The sequence below is a fragment of the Sorangium sp. So ce321 genome, from assembly GCF_051530195.1.
Lineage (GTDB): Bacteria > Myxococcota_A > Polyangia > Polyangiales > Polyangiaceae > Sorangium.
The window spans coordinates 10,810,856-10,831,774 of the sequence record NZ_CP150329.1 but is presented as its reverse complement, the minus strand read 5'-3'; the positions used below and the strand labels follow the sequence as shown (position 1 = coordinate 10,831,774).

At 74.1% G+C, this 20,919-nt stretch carries 5 protein-coding genes; 2 read left to right on the top strand and 3 right to left on the bottom strand.

Features of this window, described 5'->3' with window-relative positions; translation table 11 throughout:
- Positions 1–246: 246 nt before the first annotated feature.
- On the top strand, positions 247–888 hold the full coding sequence (locus WME89_RS40030; protein ID WP_438004846.1) for a TetR/AcrR family transcriptional regulator: 642 nt from the start codon (positions 247–249) through the stop codon (positions 886–888).
- Here the strand turns inward: WME89_RS40030 and WME89_RS40025 are convergent.
- From WME89_RS40025 to WME89_RS40015, 3 genes are all read right to left on the bottom strand, one after another.
- Positions 856–1,653, bottom strand: a complete 798-nt coding sequence (locus WME89_RS40025; RefSeq protein WP_438004845.1) for a glutaredoxin domain-containing protein — start codon at positions 1,651–1,653, stop codon at positions 856–858. The two genes, WME89_RS40030 and WME89_RS40025, sit on opposite strands and share 33 nt — an antisense overlap.
- A complete protein-coding gene (locus WME89_RS40020; protein WP_438004844.1) occupies positions 1,650–3,776 on the bottom strand; it encodes an ABC-F family ATP-binding cassette domain-containing protein in 2,127 nt (708 codons plus the stop codon). The genes WME89_RS40025 and WME89_RS40020 overlap by 4 nt, the downstream gene beginning before the upstream one ends.
- Before the next feature lie 209 nt (positions 3,777–3,985).
- Positions 3,986–4,663 carry a glutathione S-transferase family protein gene (locus tag WME89_RS40015; protein ID WP_438004843.1) on the bottom strand — a complete coding sequence of 226 codons (678 nt, stop codon included), beginning with the start codon at positions 4,661–4,663 and terminating at the stop codon, positions 3,986–3,988.
- Between the two features lie 746 nt (positions 4,664–5,409).
- On the opposite strand from WME89_RS40015, the gene WME89_RS40010 reads away from it, so the two are divergent.
- Positions 5,410–20,916, top strand: a complete 15,507-nt coding sequence (locus tag WME89_RS40010; RefSeq protein WP_438004842.1) for an SDR family NAD(P)-dependent oxidoreductase — start codon at positions 5,410–5,412, stop codon at positions 20,914–20,916.
- Positions 20,917–20,919 lie beyond the last annotated feature (3 nt).

Below are 20,919 nucleotides of genomic sequence, written 5' to 3'. Positions count from 1 at the left end.
GTTTGTGAATCTCGCTATCTCGGGTGTTGCGCGCGACGCGCAGAGCGTATCTCGTGTTGCCGACTTCACGTCGGTACCTCGAGCGTCTCGTCCCTGCGAGCTCGCGAGCGGGGCTGTCGGTCGAGCTGGTGAAGCGCGGCCAGCGCCCGCGAGCTCGCGCCTCGTCGCGCCCGGCGCCTCCGCGCCTCCCTACAAATCGGCGGATGCCTCGGCCTGGATGCCGAGGTACCCTGCACATCGCAAGCGATGGCGAACGCCGCGAGGAATCCTGGTGACGAGGCGCCCCAGCGCGGGCTCCGCGCCGACGCCCAGCGGAACCGCGACAAGCTGCTCGCGGCGGCGGAGGCCGTGTTCTCCGAGCGGGGCGCGGACGCGTCGCTGGAGGACATCGCGAGGCGCGCGCAGGTAGGCATCGGCACGCTCTACCGCCACTTCCCGACGCGCGACGCGCTCCTCGCGGCCGCGTGCGACGAGTGCCTGCTCGCGCTCACGGAGAAGAGCCGCTCCATGGGCGAGTCCGCGGCGCCAGCCGAGGCGCTCCGCGTGTTCTTCGAGGAGCTCGTGCGCAACGCGGGCAGGTACCGCGGCCTCGCGGCGTCGTTCGGCGTCGTCCTCCAGAGCTGCTCGCCGGGCTGCCAGGCGGCGACGGAGGAGGGGCAGCGGCTCCTCGCGCGCGCGCAGGGCGCCGGCGAGATCCGGCGCGACGTCGAGTTCGAGGACGTCGTGTGCATGGTGACCGCGATCTCGCTCGCGGCGGCGCAGAGCCCCGACGCGGCCAGCCGCATCCCTCGCCTCGTCGCGCTGTTCATCGACGGCCTGCGCGCCCGCGCCGAGGGCGGGGCGCTCGACGTGGTGTCAGAGCGTGGTGCCGCGCGCCGCCCGCGCTAGCGCCTGATCGAGCGCGCCCGGGCTGAACCCGACGAGGATCTGCCCGCGGACGTCGATGATCGGGATGCTGCCGCCGCGCTGGTGGCTCTTCGCGAGCTTGTCCTGCATCTCGGCGGCAGCGGCCGGGTCCTCCTCGATGTCCTTGACCACCGCGGCGACGCCCTTCGCGCGCAGGTAGTCCGCGGCCTGGTGGCAGGGCTTGCACCACGAGGCGCCGTAGATGATCACCGTGACGCCGGCGAGGTTGCTCGGGGCGGCCGGCCCGCCGGCGCCCGCGGAGCCGCCGGGGCCCGGCGCCGCCGGGGGCGGGGGCGCCGTCTTCGCGATGTGCTCGGCGCGCCGCTTCTCCAGCAGCGACTCCCACTCCCTCCGCGCCATCGTCCGGACCGCATACGTGCCGTCCGGGCGCTTCTGCGTCAGATCCGCGACGTAGAAGGCGTCGCGCGTGCCCTCCGTCCGGTCCGAGAGCATGGCGCGCACGAGCGCGCGGCCCTCGGCCGGCACGTCGGCGGGGCGGAGCTCGACGTGGGTGTCGCCCTTCTCGTCGATCCACGTGAGCATCAGGTTCGCCGTGTCGTCGCGCAGCTCGAGCGGCGGCAGCTCGGCGACGGCCGGGGCCGGGGCGGTGCCGTCGGCGCGCTTCTCGGTGCACGCCGCCGGGGCGAGCGCGGCCGCGGCGAGCGCCAGCAGCGCCGCCGCGAGGCGGGCGCGCGCGTGCCCGACGTCGCCGGCGCGCGCGTGCCCGACGTCGCCGGCGCGCGTCACGCCTCGCCTCCCGCGGTCGCCGAGGCCCCGAGCTCCTCGCTGAGCGCCATCCACTCGGTCATCGCCGCGTCGACGCGCTTCGCGAGCGCCTGCTCCTTGCGCGCCGCCTCCGCGAGCTTCGCCCAGTCGCCGCCGGGGTCCTTCTTCAGCTGCTCGCGCATCTCCTCGAGCTGCGACTCGCCGGCCGCGATCTCCGCCTCGAGCTCCTTGATCCGCTTGCGCTTCCGCTCGGTGGCCCGCGCGGTCGCCTTGTCGCTCTCGAAGGCCCGCCGGCGCGCCGCCGCGTCCCCGGCGCCCGCGTCGTCCGGCGGCGGCATCGTCGCGCCGCTCCGGCGCACGGCGCGCGCCGGCTTCGCGCTGCGATTGGCCACGTCGGCCGCGTCGGCCGCGGCGCCCCGCCGCTCGTCGCGCGGCTCCGGCGCCCCGCGCCCGCTCGCGGCGCCTCGCGCGCGCCCGCTCGCAGCGCCTCGCGCGCGCTCCGCCTCGCGCACCGAAGCCTCGCGCTCCTCCGCCTCGGCCGCGAGCTTCTCGAGGTTGTCGCGGTAGTCGCGGAAGCCGCCGGGGTAGACGTCCACGCGCCCCTCGCGCACGGCGACGATGCGCGTCGTCACCCGCTCGAGGAACCGCCGGTCGTGCGAGACGAGCAGCACCGTGCCCTCGAAGCCCGTGAGCGCCTCCTCGAGGATCTCGGCCGCGGGGATGTCGAGGTGGTTCGTCGGCTCGTCGAGGAAGAGCAGGTTGCGCGGCTCGAGGAGCAGCTTCCCGAGCGCGAGCCGGCTGCGCTCGCCGCCCGAGAAGCCCTGGACCTTCCGGAGCGCGTCGTCCCCGTAGAAGCGGAAGCGCGAGAGGTACTGGCGCGTGGCGTCGACGTTCATGTCGGCGCGGACGCTGCGGATCTCCTCGACCGCGGTCCGGGCCGGGTCGAGCGAGCCGAGGTGCTGGTCGAAGTAGCCCTGGCAGAGGTTCGTCCCGCGGCGCACGTCGCCGGCGTCCTCGGGCGCGCCCGCGCCGGCCAGCAGCTTGAGCAGCGTCGACTTGCCGGTCCCGTTGGGGCCGACGATGCCGACGCGGTCGCCGCGCCGGATCAGGAGCTCGACGCCCGAGAAGAGCGTGCGCCCGCCGCGGGCGGCGCCGAGCCCGCGCGCGTCGAGCACGATGTCCCCGCTGCGCGGGGCCGGCGCGAACCGGAAGCGGACCTTCTCGGCGGTCGCCCAGACGTCCTCGGGCCGGTCGATCGTCTCGAGCTTCTCGAGCATCTTGCGCCGGCTCTGGGCCTGCTTGGTCTTCTGGCCGGCGATGTTGCGCCGGATGAAGTCCTCGGTCTTGGCGACGAACGCCTCCTGCCGCTCGGCGAGCTCCCGCTCGCGGGCGAGGTCCTCCTCGCGGGCGACCGCGTAATCGCTGTACTTGAGCGGGTAGACCCGGAAGCTGCGGTGGCCGAGCTCCATCGTGTTCGGGCAGACGGCGTCGAGGAAGGCGCGGTCGTGCGAGACGCAGAGGAGCGCGCCGCCGAGGCCGGCGAGGTGCTTCTCGAGCCAGGTGATCGTCTCGATGTCGAGGTGGTTCGTGGGCTCGTCGAGCAGGAGGAGGTCCGGCTCGATGGCGAGCACGACGCCGAGCTGGAGGCGGCCGCGCTCGCCGCCGGACAGGCTCGCGACGGGGCGGTCCATGTCGGCGGGCGTGAACCCGAGGTGGGCCGCGATGATCTCGACGCGGCGCTCGAGGTCGTCGCCGCCGGCGATGTGGTAGCGGTCGGTGAGGTCGCTGAGCCGGTCGAGGTCGGCCTCGCTGCCGCTGGCGGCGGCGTGCTGCGCGGTGGTGAGGGCGTGGCGCAGCTCGAGCACCTCGGCGAACCCGGAGAGGAAGGCGTCGAGCACCGTGCCCTCGGCCTGGAGCTCGTGCGACTGCCGGAAGTAGGCGACCCGGATGCCCTTGCGGATCACGACCGAGCCCGTGTCCGGGGTGAGCTCCCGGGCGACGAGGCGGAGCAGCGTCGATTTGCCCGCGCCGTTCGGCGCGACGAGCGCGGCGCGCTGGCCGTGCTCCAGGGAGAAGGTGATGCCCTGGAAGAGCTTGTCGGCGCCGTAACCGAAGCTGAGGTCGGCGACCTGGAGGACCGTCATCGCGGCCGAGTTCTAGCATGGGTCGGGCGCGCGCAAGGGCGCCCGGGGCGAGGCCCGGGTCGCGCAGGGCGCGGGGCCTGCTCACGTGGACGGCCACGTGGGCGACGGACGGCCACATGGGCGACCGCGCCGGCGGCGGTCCCGACGTGGCCGTGCGGGCGCGGACGAGGGGCGCCTCGCCCGCGCGGGCGAGCGAGGCGCGCTCGGGCTCAGGTCTCGGCCATCGCCGCCTTGACGGCCGGGCGCTCCATGATGCGGCCGAGCCAGCCCTTCAGGTTCTTCCGCTCGGAGAAGTCGATCTTGGCCGCCATCAGGCCCCAGCCGAGCACGGACGCGAGGTCGAGGTCCGCCAGGGTACAGCGCTCGCCGGTGATGTACGCGCGGCCGTCGAGGCGGCTGTCGAGGATACGGAGCAGGTCGTGGATCTCGGCCAGGCTCTGCGCGGCCTGCTTCTCGTTGTGCATCTCCTTGGGGAAATACTCGCTCGTGTTCCCCATGTAGCGGAACAGGGCGCCGGTGACGCTGACCTGGCCCCAGACGAGCCAGGTCAGGGCCATGAGCTGCTCGGGCGTGCCGGGGGCCGGCCACAGGCCCTTCTGGATGCCGTAGCGCTCGCCGAGGGCGATCTGGATCGCCACCGACTCGAACATCGGGGTGCCGTCGATCACGAGGGTCGGCACCTTGCCATTGGGGTTGATGGCGAGGAAGTCCGGCTTCTTCTGATCGCCGGCGCGCAGGTCGAGCCGGACGGACTCGTACGGGACATCGAGCTCGGCGAGCGAGACGCGGACGCGCCCGGCGCTGGACTGCGGAGCGTAATAGAACGTGATGGACATGCGGTTAGCCTCCGGCGACCCCTTGTAGTGGATCTGGCCCGCCGTCGTCACGCCCGGGCTGCTGCAGACCGCCAGATTCGTTCCGATCCCGCTGGTGCGATGGATGCGAGGTATTTGCCGTGCGGAGCAAGAATCCGACGTGGGTTGTTGGCTACCGGAGTGGGCGAGCCTTCGCTTGTCCTGCCGTCCGCATCCGAGATCCGTCGAGACCGACCGCTCCGGCGCTGAGGGGGGCGGCACTCAATACGTCGCCCCGGCCTCCTGCTCCTCGCCCGCGTGATCGGCGGGTGTGGGGGGTGGAGAGTACATCAGCTCATCTTGTCGGAGCCGCCCGCCAGCTGCTGCAACGCGCGGATATGATTGACAATGGAGCGCTTGTGCTGCTCCAGTAGCTTGCGATCTTCGACACAATTCGATCTGCAAGGCGCGGCGCCGGAAGCCCCGAAAAGCCTGACAGCTTCCGCCCTCCCGGCTGGGAGCGCGGCATCTGGCGCGCTCTTCAGCAGGCCCGCGCGCACCCCCGGGGCGTCACGGCGCGGAGCGACACCGGAGACACGGACTCGATCCAATTCACGAAGCCCGCATCGAATATCGCGAAAACGCGCTCGTTGCATTCGCGAATGTTTGATTGGTTACTGCTGGATAGTACATTTAACTATCCTTGCATAGGCATTGATCCCCTGTAATGATGGTCATGGGGAGGGGTTGTGCTTTCGGTGTCTTGGCCCTGAGATCTGGCCGACACTGGAGCTTCCTCGGAGGCGATGTTTTTACACCCTCGCCTGAAGGAGATCGCTATGTCGCGCGAGTCACAGACGCAGCTCTCCACCATTGCTGAGGTGCAGAGATGGCTCACGGAGAGGATCGCGGAGCGCTCGGGCGCGTCGCCACGGTCGATCGACCCCGGCGCGCGGTTCAGCGATTGTGGGCTCGACTCCATGGCTGCGACGAGCATGCTCGCCGAGCTGGGGAAGGCCATCGGGCGGCGGCTCCACCCCACGCTGATATGGGAGTGTCCCACGATCGAGAGGCTGGCGCGTCACGTGGCCGAGGGACCGAGCCTTTCGCCTGCTCCTCGTGGCGCGCACCCGGGTGAGGGGGCCCTCGGGGCGCGGGGCGCCGAGCCCATCGCCATCATCGGTGTCGCCTGCCGGTTCCCGAAAGCGCCGGACCGGGAAGCCTTCTGGCAGCTCCTGCAGGGTGGCGTGGACGCGACCGCCGACATCCCTCCGGGGCGGTGGGACGTCGACGCGCTCTACAGCGCAGATCCCGGCGCTCCCGGGAAGATGAGCGCGCGTCGTGGCGGGTTCCTGGACCGGGTCGACCATTTCGATCCGCAGTTCTTTGATATCTCGCCGCGCGAGGCCGTCCAGATGGACCCCCAGCAAAGGCTGATGCTGGAGCTCTCGTGGGAGTCGCTGGAGGACGCCGGCGTGCCGCCGCGGTCCCTCGAGGGCAGCCAGACCGGCGTGTTCGTCGGCGCCATGTGGGGCGATTACGCGAGGGTGAATGGCGGTCAACTCGACGCGATCGTCCAGCATACGGCCGCCGGGCAGGACCTGAGCATCCTCGCCGCCCGGGTCTCCTATGCGCTCGGCCTCCAGGGGCCCAGCCTGCACGTGAACACTGCCTGCTCCTCATCGCTCGTCGCGATCCACCTCGCGTGCCAGAGCCTGCGGCTCGGAGAGTGCGACCTCGCGCTCGCCGGGGGCGTGAACCTGATCCTCGCCCCGGAGAGCATGATCGCCATCTCCAAGTTCGGAGCGCTCTCGCCCGACGGCCGCTCGAAGGCGTTTGACGCGCGCGCGAACGGGTACGCCCGCGGCGAGGGCGGCGGCGTGGTGGTGCTCAAGCCGCTCTCCCTCGCGCTCGCGGCCGGCGACCCCATCTACTGCGTGATCCGTGGCAGCGCCGTGAACAACGACGGGCTCAGCAACGGGCTCTCCGCGCCGAACCCGAAGGCGCAGGAGGCCCTCCTCCGCGAGGCCTACGCGCGCGCGGGGGTGAGGCCGGAGCAGGTCGATTACGTCGAGGCCCACGGCACCGGCACCATCCTCGGAGACCCCATCGAGGCGCGGGCGCTGAGCGCCGTCCTGTGCGCAGACCGCCCGCCGGAGCGGCCGCTCCGGATCGGGTCCGTCAAGACCAACATCGGCCACCTCGAGGGCGCCGCGGGCGTCGCGGGGCTCATCCGCGTCGCGCTCTCGATGCGGCGCCTGGAGCTCCAGCCGAGCCTCCACCTGGAGCAGCCGAACCCGCACATCCCGTTCGACGACCTGCGGCTCTCGGTGCAGCGAGCGACGGAGCGGTGGCCCGAGAACGAGCACGGGCAGGCCCTGGCCGGCGTCAGCTCCTTCGGCTTCGGCGGGACCAACTGCCACGTCGTGCTCGAGGCGACGCAGCGCCGAGACGTGCAGCTCCTGCCGCTGTCCGCGCCGAGCGCCGAGGAGCTCGCAGCGCTGGTCCGGCGCGTCCATGCGCTCGCCACCCGGAGCGGCGAGCGGCCCCCCCTGCAGGCGCTCTGCGGCGCGGCCGCGGCGCGGCTGAGCGGGCAGGAGCACAGGCTCGCGCTCACCGTCTCCTCCCATGAAGATCTCGCCGCGCGCCTCGGCGCCCTCCTGGCCGGGCACGCGCAGCCCGAGGGCTCGATCGGGAAGGCTGCCGGGCAGCGGCCGAAGATCGCCTTCGTGTTCGGCGGGCACGGATCGCAGTGGCTCCCCATGGGGCGCGATCTCCTGCAAGAAGAGCCCGTCTTCCGGTCAGTCCTGCAGCGATGCGACGCGGCGATGCGGCCGCACGCGAGCTGGTCCCTGCTCGCCGCGCTGGCGACGGGCGACGAGCGCCTGCTCGAGGAGGCCGAGCTCGTCCAGCCTGCCATCTTCGCGATCCAGGTCGCGCTCGCGGCGCTGTGGCGATCCTGGGGCATCGAGCCGGATGCGGTGGTCGGGCAGAGCATCGGCGAGGTCGCGGCGGCCTGCGTCGCCGGCGCGCTGACCCTCGAGGACGGCGCCGCGGTCATCTGCGCCATGGGCAGGCTCGTCGGGCAGAGGAGCGGCTCGGGCAGGGTGGCCGTCGTGGAGCTCTCCGTCGCCGACACGGCGCGCGCGCTCGACGGCCACGAGGGCCGCCTCTGGATCGCGGGGAGCAACAGCCCGGGATCCACCCTGATCTCGGGCGAGGCGGCGGCGCTGGAGGAGCTGCTCCAGGCGCTCGCCGATCAGGGGGTGGCGGGCAGGCAGGTCCGGATGGATTACGCCTCGCACAGCCCGCACATGGACGCGCTGTGCCCCGAGCTCCAGCGGGCCCTCCAGGGGATCGCGCCGCGCGGCGGCGGGGCGCCGATCTACTCGACCGTGACGGGGGCGCGCCTCGACGGCGTGGCGCAGGACGCCGCGTACTGGGCGCGCAACCTGCGGGAGCCGGTGCAGCTCGCCGGCGCGCTCGAGCGCCTGATCGACGACGGGCACAGCGTCTTTCTCGAGCTCGATCCTCACCCCGTCCTCACCCATGCCGTCACGTCCAGCCTGGCCCGGAAGGGACGGAGCGGCGTCGCGCTGCCGTCCCTGCGGCGGGACGAGGCGGCCCGGGCGTGCCTGCTCGACTCGCTGGGCGCCCTGTACATGCTCGGCGCGCCCGTCGCGTGGCGCCGGCTGGCTCCGCCCGCCGCGCCGGACGCCCTGCCGGCGACGCTCGAGGGGCCGCGCGCTCCCGGGCCGGAAGCGGCCTCCCGGCGAGCGGAGGCGGGTGAGCCTGCCCCGCCCGAGCTGCTCGTGCTCTCGGCGCGCTCCGGGCCGGCGCTCCTCGATCTCGCGCGCTCGGTGGCGTCCCGGCTGCGCTCGCCGGAGGGCGCTCTGCTGCGCGATGTCTGCTACACGGCGAGCGTCCGGCGCAGCCATCTCGAGCACCGGCTGGCCGTCGTGGGCTGCTCGCAGGAGGAGATGGCCGGCGCCCTCGATGACCTCGCGCGCGGGGGCGTCGCGCGTTCCGCGGCGCAGGGCGAGGCGCCGCCGGGGCAGCGCCCCACGGTGGCGCTCGTGTTCTCGGGCCAGGGGTCGCAGTGGCCGGGGATGGGGCGGGCGCTCCTCCGGCAGGAGCCCGTCTTCCGCGGGGTGGTGGAGGCATGCGACAGGCTGCTCGCGGCGCTCGCCGGCTGGTCGCTGCTGGAAGAGCTCGACGCGCCGGAGGCCTCGTCGCGCCTGCAGGAGACGCAGGTGGCCCAGGCCGCGCTGTTCGCGGTGCAGGTCGCGCTCGCGGCGCTCCTCGGCTCCTGGGGGATCGCGGCGGATGCCGTGATCGGGCACAGCGTCGGGGAGATCGCGGCAGCGCACGTCGCCGGGGCGATCAGCCTCGAGGAGGCGGTGCGCATCGTCCACCACCGGGGGCGGCTCATGCAGCGGGCGACCGGCCTCGGAAAGATGGTCTCCGTCGAGACGTCCCCGGAGCAGGCAGCGCGCGCGCTGGACGGATACGAGGGGCGGCTCTCGATCGCCGCCGTCAACGACCCCGGCTCGGTCGTGCTGTCCGGCGACGCGGCGGCGCTCGGCGAGGTGGTGGAGGAGCTCCGGCGCGGCCGGGTGCACTGCCGCGAGCTGCCGGTGAACTACGCGTTCCACAGCCCCCAGATGGAGCCGTTCCGGGGGGAGCTCACGAGCGCGCTCGGGGAGATCGCGCTGCGTCGCGCGGACAAGCTCATGGTGAGCACCGTGACGGGTGCGGGCATCGGCGGCGAGGAGCTCGACGCTTCCTACTGGGCGAGGAACCTGCGGGAGCCGGTGCTGCTCGCGCGCGCTCTCGACAGCGCCGTGACCGCCGGACACCACATCTTCCTGGAGGTGGGGCCGCACCCTGTGCTCTCGGCCAACGTGCAGCGATGCCTCTCCGCGCGCAGGGTCGACGGGGTGGTCGCCCCGACCTTGCGCCGGGGCCGCGACGAGCGGCGCTGCCTGCTCGAGTCGCTGGGCGCCCTTTACACGCGCGGGTGCCAGGTCGACTGGGCCCGTATGTATCCGACGGGCGGGCGCTGCGTGCCGCTGCCGGGTTATCCATGGCAGCGGAAGCGATACTGGCTGGAGGCGCCCGGGGACACGGGGCGGCGCGAGGCGCCGGCGGCGCCCCTGCCAGCGCTCCCGTCGCTCCTCCGCTCGGCGGACGCGGCGGCCTTCGCGGCGCAGCTCGGGCTCTCGGCGGCGCTCTCGGCCGAGGAGCTCGGCGTCGTGGGCCGGGTGCTCGACGCGTTGCGGGCAACGGTGGATCAGGAGCGCGCGGCAGCGGAGATCCAGCCGTGGCTCCATCAGCTCTCGTGGAAGCCGCAGCCCCTGCCGCTGCGCCCGCGCTCCTCCACGCCCGGGCACTGGGTCGCGCTCGTGGACGAGGGAGGCACAGGAGACAGGCTGGCGGACGCGCTCGAGGCGGCGGGCGGGGCATGCTCCCGGCTCCGCCTGGGGAGCGCCGTGCGGCGCGTCGCAGAGCACACCTGGACCAGCGATCCGACGCCGGAGAGCCTCGCGGCGTGGTGGGCGGAGCGCGCGGCCGAGCGCGGGCCGGTGCGCGGCGTGGTCCACCTGTGGAGCCTCGGCGGCGCGCCGCAGGGCGAGGACACGCTGGACGCCGCGCTCGCGCGAGGCGTCGAGAGCGCGCCGGCCTTGCTGCGCGCCATCCTGCAGACAGAGCGAGGCCACCGGCCGCGGCTCTGGCTCGTGACCCGCGGGGCGGTGTCGGTGGGCGCGGGCGACCCGGTCATGGCGCCCGCGCAGGCGGCGCTCTGGGGGCTCGGCCGGACCCTGTCGCTCGAGCATCCGGAGGTCTGGGGAGGGCTCGTCGACCTGCCGTCATCTCCCGGGGAACAGGATGTCCCCGCGCTCCTGGCGCAGGTGCTGAGCCCCGAAGCGGAGGACCACGTCGCGCTCCGGCCGTCGGGGCGGTTCGTGGAGCGGCTCGTGCGCTGCAGCGGGCCGCCAGCCGGCGCGCAGGCCTGGTCGACGTCGGGCACGGCGCTCATCACCGGGGGGCTCGGCGCGCTGGGCAGGCATGTCGCGCGGTGGGTGGCGCAGCGGGGCGCGCGGCACCTCGTGCTCACGAGCCGCAAGAAAGTGTCGGGCGATGACCGCGCCTTCATCGCGTCGCTCGAGTCGCTCGGGGCGTCGGTGACCGTCGCGCAGGCCGACGTGGCCGACGCGGAGGCGATGGCCGCCGTGCTCGCGGACATCGACGCCCGGCTGCCGCCGCTCTGCGCGGTGTTTCATCTGGCGGGCGTCTCCGATCGGACGCCGCTCGCGGCCCTGGACCGCGCGGGGCTGCGCCGGGTGCTCTCGCCGAAGGTCCACGGGACCTCGGTGCTCGACGCGCTGACGCGCGACCGGCCCCTCGACGCGTTCGTCTGCTTCTCGTCGATCGCCTCGGTGTGGGGCTCGGCGCGGCAGGCCAGCTACGCGGCGGCCAACGCGTTCCAGGACGCGCTCGTCAGGGCGCGCCGCGCCGCGGGGGCGCCGGCGGTGGCCGTGAGCTTCGGGCCGTGGCGCGGCGGCGGCATGGCGACCGGCGCGATCGCCTCGCTCGAGGAGCGCGGGGTGCGGGCCTTCGGCCCGGAGCAGGCCATGGCGGCCCTGTCCTTCTGCCTGACCGCCGGGGCGGCGCAGGTGGTCGTGGCCGACGTCGACTGGCCGAGGTTCTGCTCGGTGGTCGAGAGCAGCGGCCCGCGCCCGCTGCTCTCGGAGATGCCGCACGCCGCCGAGCCCGCGCCGGGAGCCGCCGAGCCCGCCCTCCTCGACGAGCTCGCGGCGGCGCCGCCGCGGGAGCGGCGCCGGATGCTCCAACGATGGATCCAGGCCTCGGTCGCCGAGACGCTGGGGTTCGCCGAGGCCGATGAGGTGAGCCCGACCCGGGGCTTCTTCGATCTCGGCATGGACTCGCTGATGGCCGTGGAGCTGTGCAAGCGCCTGGGCCGCGGCCTCGGCCTGCCGCTGTCGTCGAGCGTGATGTTCAACCACCCGAACGTCGTCGCGATGACCGACTTCTTGCTCGAGGAGCTGTCGCCGATCAGCCCGGGCGAGGCCCCTCTGGCAGGGACCGAGGTGCGCGCGGGCGTGGATGGCGCGGCCTCCAGCGGCGCCGAAGGGCGCGCCGCGACCGGCGACGAGCCGATCGCGATCGTGGGGATGGGGTGCCGCTTGCCGGGGGGCGTGGAGAGCCCGGAGGACTTCTGGCGGCTGCTCGAGCAGGGGGTCGACGCCGTGACGCCGATCCCGGCGGACCGCTGGGACGCCGCGGCGTACTACGACCCTGATCCGGACGCGGCCGGCAAGATGTATGTCCGGGAGGGCGCGTTCCTGGCCGCGGCGCCCGATCAGTTCGACGCGCGCTTCTTCGGGATCGCGCCGCGGGAGGCGGTCCACCTCGATCCGCAGCACCGGCTGCTGCTCGAGGTCATCTGGGAGGCCATGGAGGACGCGGGCGTGGTGCCCGGCGAGCAGCCGCAGACAGGCGTCTTCGTCGGGATCGGGCCGAGCGACTACGGCATCCTGCAGCGGGCGCACGCGGACCTCGAGGCGCTGGACGCCTACACGCTCTCGGGGACGTTCACGAGCTTCTCCGCGGGGCGGCTCTCGCATGCGCTCGGGCTCGAGGGGCCGAGCATGGCCGTCGACACGGCGTGCTCGTCGTCGCTGACGGCGATCCACCTCGCATGCCGGAGCCTGTGGGCGGGGGAGTGCCGGGTTGCGGTCGCAGGTGGCGTCCAGCTGATGCTGGCCCCGCATCTCCAGGTGTACCTGTCACGCCTCCACGTGCTGGCGCCGGACGGGCGGTGCAAGACGTTCTCCGCGGACGCGGACGGCTATGGCCGGGGCGAGGGCTGCGGCATGGTCGTGCTGAAGCGCCTGTCGGACGCAGCGCGCGACGGCGACCGCGTCCTGGCGGTCATCCGTGGCTCTGCCGTGAACAGCGATGGCCGCAGCGCCGGCATCACCGTGCCGAACGGCAAGGCGCAGGAGGCGGTCGTTCGAAAGGCGCTGGCGAGCGCGGGGCTCTCGCCCGGCGACATCGATTACGTCGAGGCGCACGGCACGGGAACGGCGCTGGGCGATCCCATCGAGGTCGAGGCGCTCGCGGCTGTCTATGGCGAGGGGAGGCCCGGGGGCCGGCCGCTCAAGATCGGCTCGGTGAAGACGAACATCGGCCATCTGGAGTCGGCGGCGGGGGTGGCCGGCCTGATGAAGGTGGTGCTGTCGCTGGGGCGCGGGGAGCTGCCGGCGCAGCTGCACGCGCGCGCGCTCAACCCGCGCATCCCGTGGGCCGAGCTCCCGATCGCGGTGACGGCGGCGGCCGAGCCGTGGCGGCGCGGGGGGCGGCCCCGCCGGGCGGGCGTGAGCTCGTTCGGGATGAGCGGAACCAACGCCCATGTCGTGCTGGAGGAGGCGCCAGAAATCGCAGCGCCGCCCCCTCTTCCGGACGCCCCCGTCACGCTGCTGCCCCTGTCGGCGAGGACCCCTGGGGCGCTCGCCGCCCTGGCCGAGGCCTATGAGCGCTTCCTGAGCAGCGCTCCGGCCGACACGCGGCTCGTGGACATCGCTTACACGGCGAGCGTGCGGCGTCGCCATCATGAGTTTCGCCTCGCCGTGGCAGGCCGGTCCCGGGAGGAGCTGGCCGAGGCGCTCGGCGCCTGCGCGCGTGGTGAAGGGCACCCCGCCGCGGCGAGCGGGCAGACCGTGCTCGGATGGCAGCCCCAGGTGGTGTTCGTGTTCTCGGGGCAGGGCTCGCAGTGGGTGGGGATGGGGCAGCAGCTGCTCGCCGAGGAGCCCACCTTCCGCGCGGCGCTCGAGGCGTGCGAGCCCTTCGTGAAGCTCCACGCGGGCTTCTCGCTGCTCGCCGAGCTCGCCGCCCCTGCGGCGACCTCGCGGCTGGATCTGACGGAGGTCGCCCAGCCGGCGATCTTCGCCGTGCAGGTGGCCCTGGCGGCGCTGTGGACGTCGCTGGGCGTCATGCCCGACGCCGTGATCGGCCACAGCGTCGGCGAGGTGGCGGCCGCGCACGTCGCCGGTGTTCTGAGCCTGGACGAGGCGATCCGGCTCGTGACGATCCGCGGGCGGATCATGCAGCGGGCCACGGGCCTCGGGAAGATGGCCTCCGTCGCGCTGTCCGAGGACGAGGCGGCGGCCGTCCTGGAAGGGCGCGCGGACCGGCTCTCGATCGCGGCGATCAACGACGCTCGCTCCGTGGTGCTCTCCGGCGACGCGGCCGCGCTCGAGGAGGTGGTGGCGAGCTTGCGCGCGAGGCAGGTGCCCTGCCGCGCGCTGCGGGTGAACTACGCCTTCCATAGCCCGCAGATGGAGCCCTTGCAGCGAGACTTCCGGGCCGCGCTGGGGGAGGTCGCGGCAGGCCGGGCGTCGATCGCGATGTACAGCACCGTCACGGGCGAGCGCCTCGAGGGCGAGCCGCTCGACGCGGGATACTGGGCGCGGAACATCCGTGAGCCCGTGCAGCTCGCCCGCGCCGTCTCCGCGGCGTGGGCGGACGGCCACGAGATCTTCCTGGAGGTCGGCCCGCACGCGGTGCTCCTGGCCAACCTCCAGCAGCTCCTGTCGGAGCGGGGCACGGGCGGGAAGGCCCTCCCCACGCTGCGGCGTGACCAGGGAGAGCGGCGGAGCGTGCTGCAGGCGCTCGGGGCCCTCTATGCGCACGGCTACCCGGTGCGCTGGAAGCTGCAGTATCCGTCGGGCGGGCGCTGCGTCCCGCTGCCGGCGTACCCCTGGCAGCGGGAGCGGTACTGGATCGAGGGCGGCGCGCTCGCGCCCGAGCTCTCGGCGCCCCCCGAGGCGCCCGGGGTCGCCGAGGAGCTGCTCTACAGTGTCGCGTGGCATCGCAGCCAACCTGCGCTGCCGCCCGCGGCACCGCGCCCGTCGCGCGGCGCCTGGCTCCTGCTCCTGGATCGGGCCGGCACGGGCGAGGAGCTGGCCGCGCTCCTGAGACAGCGCGGCGATGTGTGCGTGTGCGCCGTTCCGGGGGAGCGTACCGCGAGCCTCGAGGACGGCCGCTACGAGGTGAACCTCTCGGACAGCAAGGCGCTCTCGGCGCTGCTGGACGACGCGTTCGAGGGCGATGCGGCGTGCCGGGGCGTCGTGCATCTCGTCGGCCTGAACGCCGCGGCGGCGGAGGCGACGACGCCGGAGACGCTCGAGGGAGACCTGCGCCTCGCAGGCCTGAGCGCGCTGTCCCTGGCGCAGGCGCTCTCGCGTAAGGGGTGGCGCGATGCGCCGCAGCTCTGCCTCGTGACCCGCGGAGCGCAGACCGTGGCCGAGACAGCGCCGGTGGCCGTGGCCCAGGCGCCGCTCTGGGGCGTGGGGGGCGTGCTCTCGGCCGAGCACGCCGAGCTCCGGTGCAAGCGCGTCGATCTGAGCCCGACCCCCGCGGCCGGCGAGGCCGCCGCGCTGCTCCGGGAGCTCGACGCCGCCGATCGCGAGGACCGGATCGCGCTCCGCGGCGCGGCGCGGTACGTGGCGCGGCTCGAGCGCGGCGTCCCCGGGGACAGCCCCGGCGCGAGCGCGAGCTTCCGCGCCGACGGAGGTTACCTGATCGCCGGAGGCCTGGAGGGGTTCGGCCTCTCGCTGGCGCGGTGGATGGTGGAGAAGGGCGCCCGCCAGCTCCTGCTCACGGGCGAGGGTGGCGCAACGGAGGCGGCCCGGAGCGAGATCGCCGCGATGGAAGCGGCAGGCGCTCAGGTGGCCGTGGCCGAGGTCGACGTGGCGCAGCCGTCGCGGGCGGCCGAGGTCGTGGCGGCGATCGAGCAGCGGTTCGGCGCGCTGCGAGGGGTCGTCCACGCGGAGCCGGCCGCCTCGCGCGGCGGCGCGCCGGAGCGCGACGTGCACCGCTCCTGGACCGCGGCGGCCGCGCGGGCGCGCGGGGCGTGGAACCTGCACGAGCTGACCGCGGACAAGCCCCTCGATGTCTTCCTCCTGCACGCCTCGGCGATGCCGCTCCTCGGAGCTCCTGGCGACGCAGGCTCCGCCGCGGCCGACGCGTTCCTCGGCGCGCTCGCCCACCACCGGCGCTCCATGGGGCTGCCCGCGCTGAACATCGACTGGGGCCTCTTCTCCGAGGAGACCCCGGCGGAGGGACGCCACGGCGCCGCGGCGCGCCTCTCGAGCAGGGGGACGGGGCTCCTCACGGAGGCGGACGCGCTGGTCGCGCTGGGGCGCCTGCTCGGGGGAGGGGCGGCCCAGGCCGGCGTGCTGAGGTTCGACCTGCGCCAGTGGCTCGAGTTCTACCCGACCGCCGCCGTATCGCGCTTCTGGGAGCACCTGCGCAAGGAGGGCGATCGCGCGAAGCAGCGCGCGCCCGAGGTCGCGCGCCTCCGGGCGATGCTCGACGGCGCGACGCCGGAGGAGCGACCCTCGCTGATCGAGCGCTTCGTCCGGGAGCTCGCGGCCAGGGTCCTGCGGCTCGATCCGGGCTCCATCGACCGGCACGTGCCGCTCAACGATCTCGGCATCAACTCGCTGATGAGCCTGGAGCTGCGCAACGGCCTGGAGGCCGGCCTGGGGCTGGCGCTGCCGTCCACCTTGCTCTGGACCTATCCCCATGTGGCCGGGCTCTCGGCGTACCTCATCGAGCAGCTGGGCTCCGGCGCCGGAGCTCAGCCCGCGTCGCCTCCGCCGACGCCGGCGCCGCGCGCCCCGGGCGCGGCAGCGCCGCCCGCGGGGGCGCCGGAGGTCGAGCCGATCGCGGTCGTCGGCCTGGCGTGCCGGCTGCCCGGAGGCGGAGACGGCCCCGAGGCGTTCTGGCGAGCGCTGGAGGCCGGCGTCGACGCGATCCAGCGGGTCCCCGCGACCCGGTGGCCAGAGGACGCGATCCCCGACGGCCCGCCGGGGACGCGCTGGGCCGGGTTGCTGGACAAGGTCGACGAGTTCGATGCGCGCTTCTTCGGGATCGCGCCTCGCGAGGCCACGAGCCTCGACCCCCAGCAGCGACTCCTGCTCGAGGTGGCCTGGGAGGCGCTCGAGGACGCAGGGCAGCCCCCCGAGCGCCTCCTCCGCAGCCGGACCGGCGTGTTCGTCGGCATGGCGGCCCAGGACTACCAGCACCGCGTCGCCTCGCTCGATCCCCGGCAGCTCGACGCCTACTGCGCGACCGGCACCTGGGCGAGCACCGCCGCGGGGCGGCTGTCCTACGTGTTCGGCCTCGAGGGGCCGAGCATGACCGTGGACACGGCGTGCTCCTCCTCGCTGGTCGCGATCCACCTCGCCTGCCAGAGCCTCCGGAGCGGCGAGAGCGACATGGCGGTCGCGGGGGGCGTCAGCCTCATCCTGTCCCCGCTGACGATGTGCCTGGTGGGCCAGACCCACGCGCTCTCTCCCGACGGTCGATGCAAGACGTTCGACGCCGCCGCGAACGGGTATGTGCGGGCAGAGGGCTGCGGCATGGTCGTGCTCAAGCGGCTCTCGGATGCGCAGCGGGACGGCGACAGGATCTGGGCGCTCGTCCGGGGCTCGGCCGTCAACCAGGACGGGCGCTCGTCGGGGCTGACGGCGCCGAACGTGCTTTCGCAGCAGGCGCTCCTGCGGCAGGCGCTGGAGAGCGCCCGCGTCTCGCCGGCCCAGGTGGGCTACGTCGAGGCCCACGGCACCGGCACCTCCCTCGGGGATCCAATCGAGCTGCAGGCGATGAAAGAGGTGCTGGGCGGGCCGCGGCCTGACGGGCTGCCCTGCTGGCTCGGCTCGGTGAAGACCAACATCGGCCACCTGGAGGCGGCGGCGGGGGTGGCCGGGTTCATCAAGGTCGTGCTGGCGCTGCGCCACGAGATGATCCCGAGGCACCTGCACTTCCAGACGCTGAACCCGCGGATCTCGCTCGAAGGCACGCCGTTCACCATCCCGGCGGCGCCGCTGCCCTGGCCGTCCGGAGGCGCGCCGCGGATCGCCGGGGTGAGCTCCTTCGGGATCAGCGGGACCAACGCGCACGTCGTGCTGCAAGAGCCGCCGCCTCCCGCCGCGCCCGCGCCCGTCGACCACGCGCCCGTCGTGCTGCTCCCGCTCTCCGCGAGGAGCCCGGCCGCGCTCTCGGCCATGGCGGAGGCTTACCGGTGCTTCCTGGTCGAGGGCCCCGCCGGAGCTCCTGTGGACCTCACGGACGTCGCGTACACCGCGAGCGTACGGCGCGGCCACCACGAGCATCGCTTGGCCCTCACCGGCGGCTCGCGGCAGGAGCTCGCCGGGCTGCTGGAGGCCTACGGGCGGGGCGAGGAGGCCGCCGGCATCGCCCGCGGAGACGCGCGCGCGACGGCGCGGCCCCGGGTCGTGTTCGTGTTCCCGGGCCAGGGCTCGCAGTGGCTGGGGATGGGGCGGCAGCTCCTCGCGGAGGAGCCGACCTTCCGCGAGGCCGTGGCCGCGTGCGACGCGGCGATCGCGAGGGAAACGGGGTGGTCGCTCCTGGAGGAGCTTCACGCTGGCGAGGAGCGATCGCGCCTCGCGGAGATCGATGTCGTGCAGCCCACGCTCTTCGCGATCGGCGTGGCCCTGTCGGCGCTCTTCCGCTCGTGGGGCGTGGAGCCGGACGCCGTGGTGGGGCACAGCATGGGCGAGGTGGCGGCGGCGCACGTCTCGGGCGCGCTGACGCTGGACGACGCCGCGCGCGTCATCTGCCGCCGGAGCAAGCTGCTGCGGCGGCTCAGCGGCGCGGGGGCGATGGCCCTCGTGGAGCTGCCCATGGAGCAGGCGCGGCAGGCGATCTCCGCGTACGCGGGGCGCGTGTCCGTGGCGGTGAGCAACAGCGATCGATCGACGGTGCTGTCCGGCGAGCCCCTCGCGCTGGAAGAGATCCTGGCGGAGCTCGCGCCGAGAGGGGTGTTCTGCCGCCGCGTGAAGGTGGACGTCGCGTCGCACAGCCCGCAGGTGGACCCGCTCCTCGGGGAGCTGCGGGCGGCGCTCGACGGGCTCGCGCCGGGGGCGGGGCGGGTGCCCATGCGCTCGACCGTGAGCGGGGAGATCTGCCGCGGCGAGGAGCTCGGGCCGGACTACTGGGCGAGGAACCTGCGGGATCCGGTGCTGTTCTCGAGCGCCGTACAGCGGCTCGCGGACGACGGGCACGCGCTGTTCATCGAGATGAGCCCGCACCCGGTCCTGACGCCCGCCATCGAGGAAGGGCTGCACGCGAGGGCGCCCGGGGGCGCGGCGCTCCCGTCGATGCGGCGTGAGCGGGACGAGAAGCGATGCCTGCTGGAGGCGCTCGGGGCGCTCTACGCGCACGGCTACCCGGTGGACTGGAAGCGGCGGTATCCGTCAGGAGGCCGCTGCATCTCGCTGCCGGCGTATCCCTTTCAGCGAGAGCGCTACTGGATCGACGAGGGCCCTCGGGCGCCCTCGCTGCAGGGGCACCTCGCGGCGCCGGACGACGACGAGGAGCTGCTGTACGCCGTCGCATGGGAGCGCCGCGCGCCGGTGCCGGCGAACGGCGCGGGCCGCTCGCCGCGCGCCGGCGCCTGGCTCGTGCTCGAGGACCGGACCGGGACCGGCGCGGAGCTCGCGGAGCTCCTGCGCCAGCGGGGCGATACCTGCGTCACCGCGGTGACAGGCGAGGTCACGGCGCGCCTCGGGCCCGGGCTCTACGAGCTGGACCCCGCAGATCCCCTCGCGTTTCGGTTTCTGCTCGAGGACGCGTTCGGCGGCCAGCCGTGCCGGGGCATCGTGCACCTGTGGAGCCTGGACGCGCAGGCCGCGGACGGCGCCACGCTGGAGACGCTGGAGCGGGATCAGCGCCTCGGGACGCTGAGCGCGATGTTCCTCGCGCAGGCGCTCCTGCGCAGGGGGTGGCGCGACACGCCGAGGCTGTGGCTCGTGACCCGCGGCGCGCAGGCGGTGGCGGAGGCCGCGCCGGTCTCGGTGTCTCAGGCCACGCTCCTCGGCTTCGGCCGCGTGCTCGCCTCCGAGCACCCGGAGCTCCGGTGCACGCGCGTGGACCTCTCGCCCGCTCGCGCGCGGGAGGAGTCCGCCTCGCTCGCGCGCGAGCTCGACGCGACGGACGACGAGGATCACATCGCGCTCCGGACGAGCGGGCGCTACGTCGCGCGGCTCGCGCGCAGCCCGCTGCGGGGCAGGCGCGCCGGCGACGTCGATCTGCGGCCGGACGGCAGCTACCTCATCGTCGGCGGGCTCGGGGGGCTCGGGCTCTCGCTGGCGCGGTGGATGGTCGACCGGGGTGCCCGCCACCTCGTGCTGTCGGGCCGCAGCGGCGCATCGGAGCAGGCGCGGCGCGCGATTGACGCGCTGGAGGCGCGGGGCGCGCAGGTGGTCGTGGCCCAGGCGGACGTGTCGCGCCGCGACCAGGTCATCGACCTCCTCGCGGCGATCGACCGGCGCGCGCCGCCGCTCCGCGGGGTCGTCCACGCGGCCATGGTCATCGCCGACAGCACGGTGGTGCAGCAGAGCGCCGAGCGCTTCTGGAAGACCATGGCCCCGAAGATGCACGGCGCGTGGAACCTGCACGACCTGACGGCGGGCAGGCCGCTCGACTTCTTCGTGATGTACTCGTCGGTCGCCTCGCTGCTCGGCGCGCCGGGCAACGGGAACTACACCGCGGCGAGCGCGTTCCTGGACGCCCTCGCGCATCACCGGCGCGCGCTCGGGCTGCCGGCGCTGAGCATCAACTGGGGGATCTTCTCCGACGTGGGCATCGCGGTCCGGCAGGCCGACGTCATGGGCCGCGTGGGCGACCGGGGAATGGACAGCCTCACGGAGGCGGACGGGCTGCGGATGCTGGAGCGCCTGCTCGCGGCGGACATGCCCCAGATCGCGGTCGTCCGGTTCAACGTGCACCGGTGGCTCGAGTCCTACCCGAGCGTCGCGCGGTTGCGCTACTGGGACCAGCTCACGCGCGAGAGCGCCCGCGCGACGCCGAGGTCGTCGGAGATCGTCCGGATCCGCGATGCGCTGGAGAGGGAGCCGCCCGAGGAGCGCCGGTTCCGCCTGGAGGGGCACCTGAAGGAGCAGCTCGGCCGTGTGCTCCGCGTGAACCCGGCCGCGGTTTCTCCGGTCGAGGTGTTCGCGAGCCTCGGGATGGACTCGCTGACGAGCCTCGAGTTCCGCAACCGTCTCGAGTCCAGCCTCGGGCTCAGGCTCTCGGCGACGCTGCTGTTCACGTACCCGAACATCGCATCGCTCGCCGATCACCTGCTCACCCAGATCGAGGCGGCTGACGCTCCTGCTCAGGAGGCGACCGAGCCGACCTTCGCCGACATCCTCGGCGACCTCGATGGAAGTGCGTTGCTGAGCCTTCTTGACGAGGAGTTGACGCTAGCCAGCGGGAGGAAATCGCTATGAGCG

What these genes read in the sequence shown, in the direction of transcription:
- WME89_RS40030 (WP_438004846.1), top strand. Translation starts at nt 247, where the DNA reads ATGGCGAACGCCGCGAGGAATCCTGGTGACGAGGCGCCCCAGCGCGGG.
- WME89_RS40010 (WP_438004842.1), top strand. Translation starts at nt 5,410, where the DNA reads ATGTCGCGCGAGTCACAGACGCAGCTCTCCACCATTGCTGAGGTGCAG.
- WME89_RS40020 (WP_438004844.1), bottom strand. Translation starts at nt 3,776, where the DNA reads ATGACGGTCCTCCAGGTCGCCGACCTCAGCTTCGGTTACGGCGCCGAC.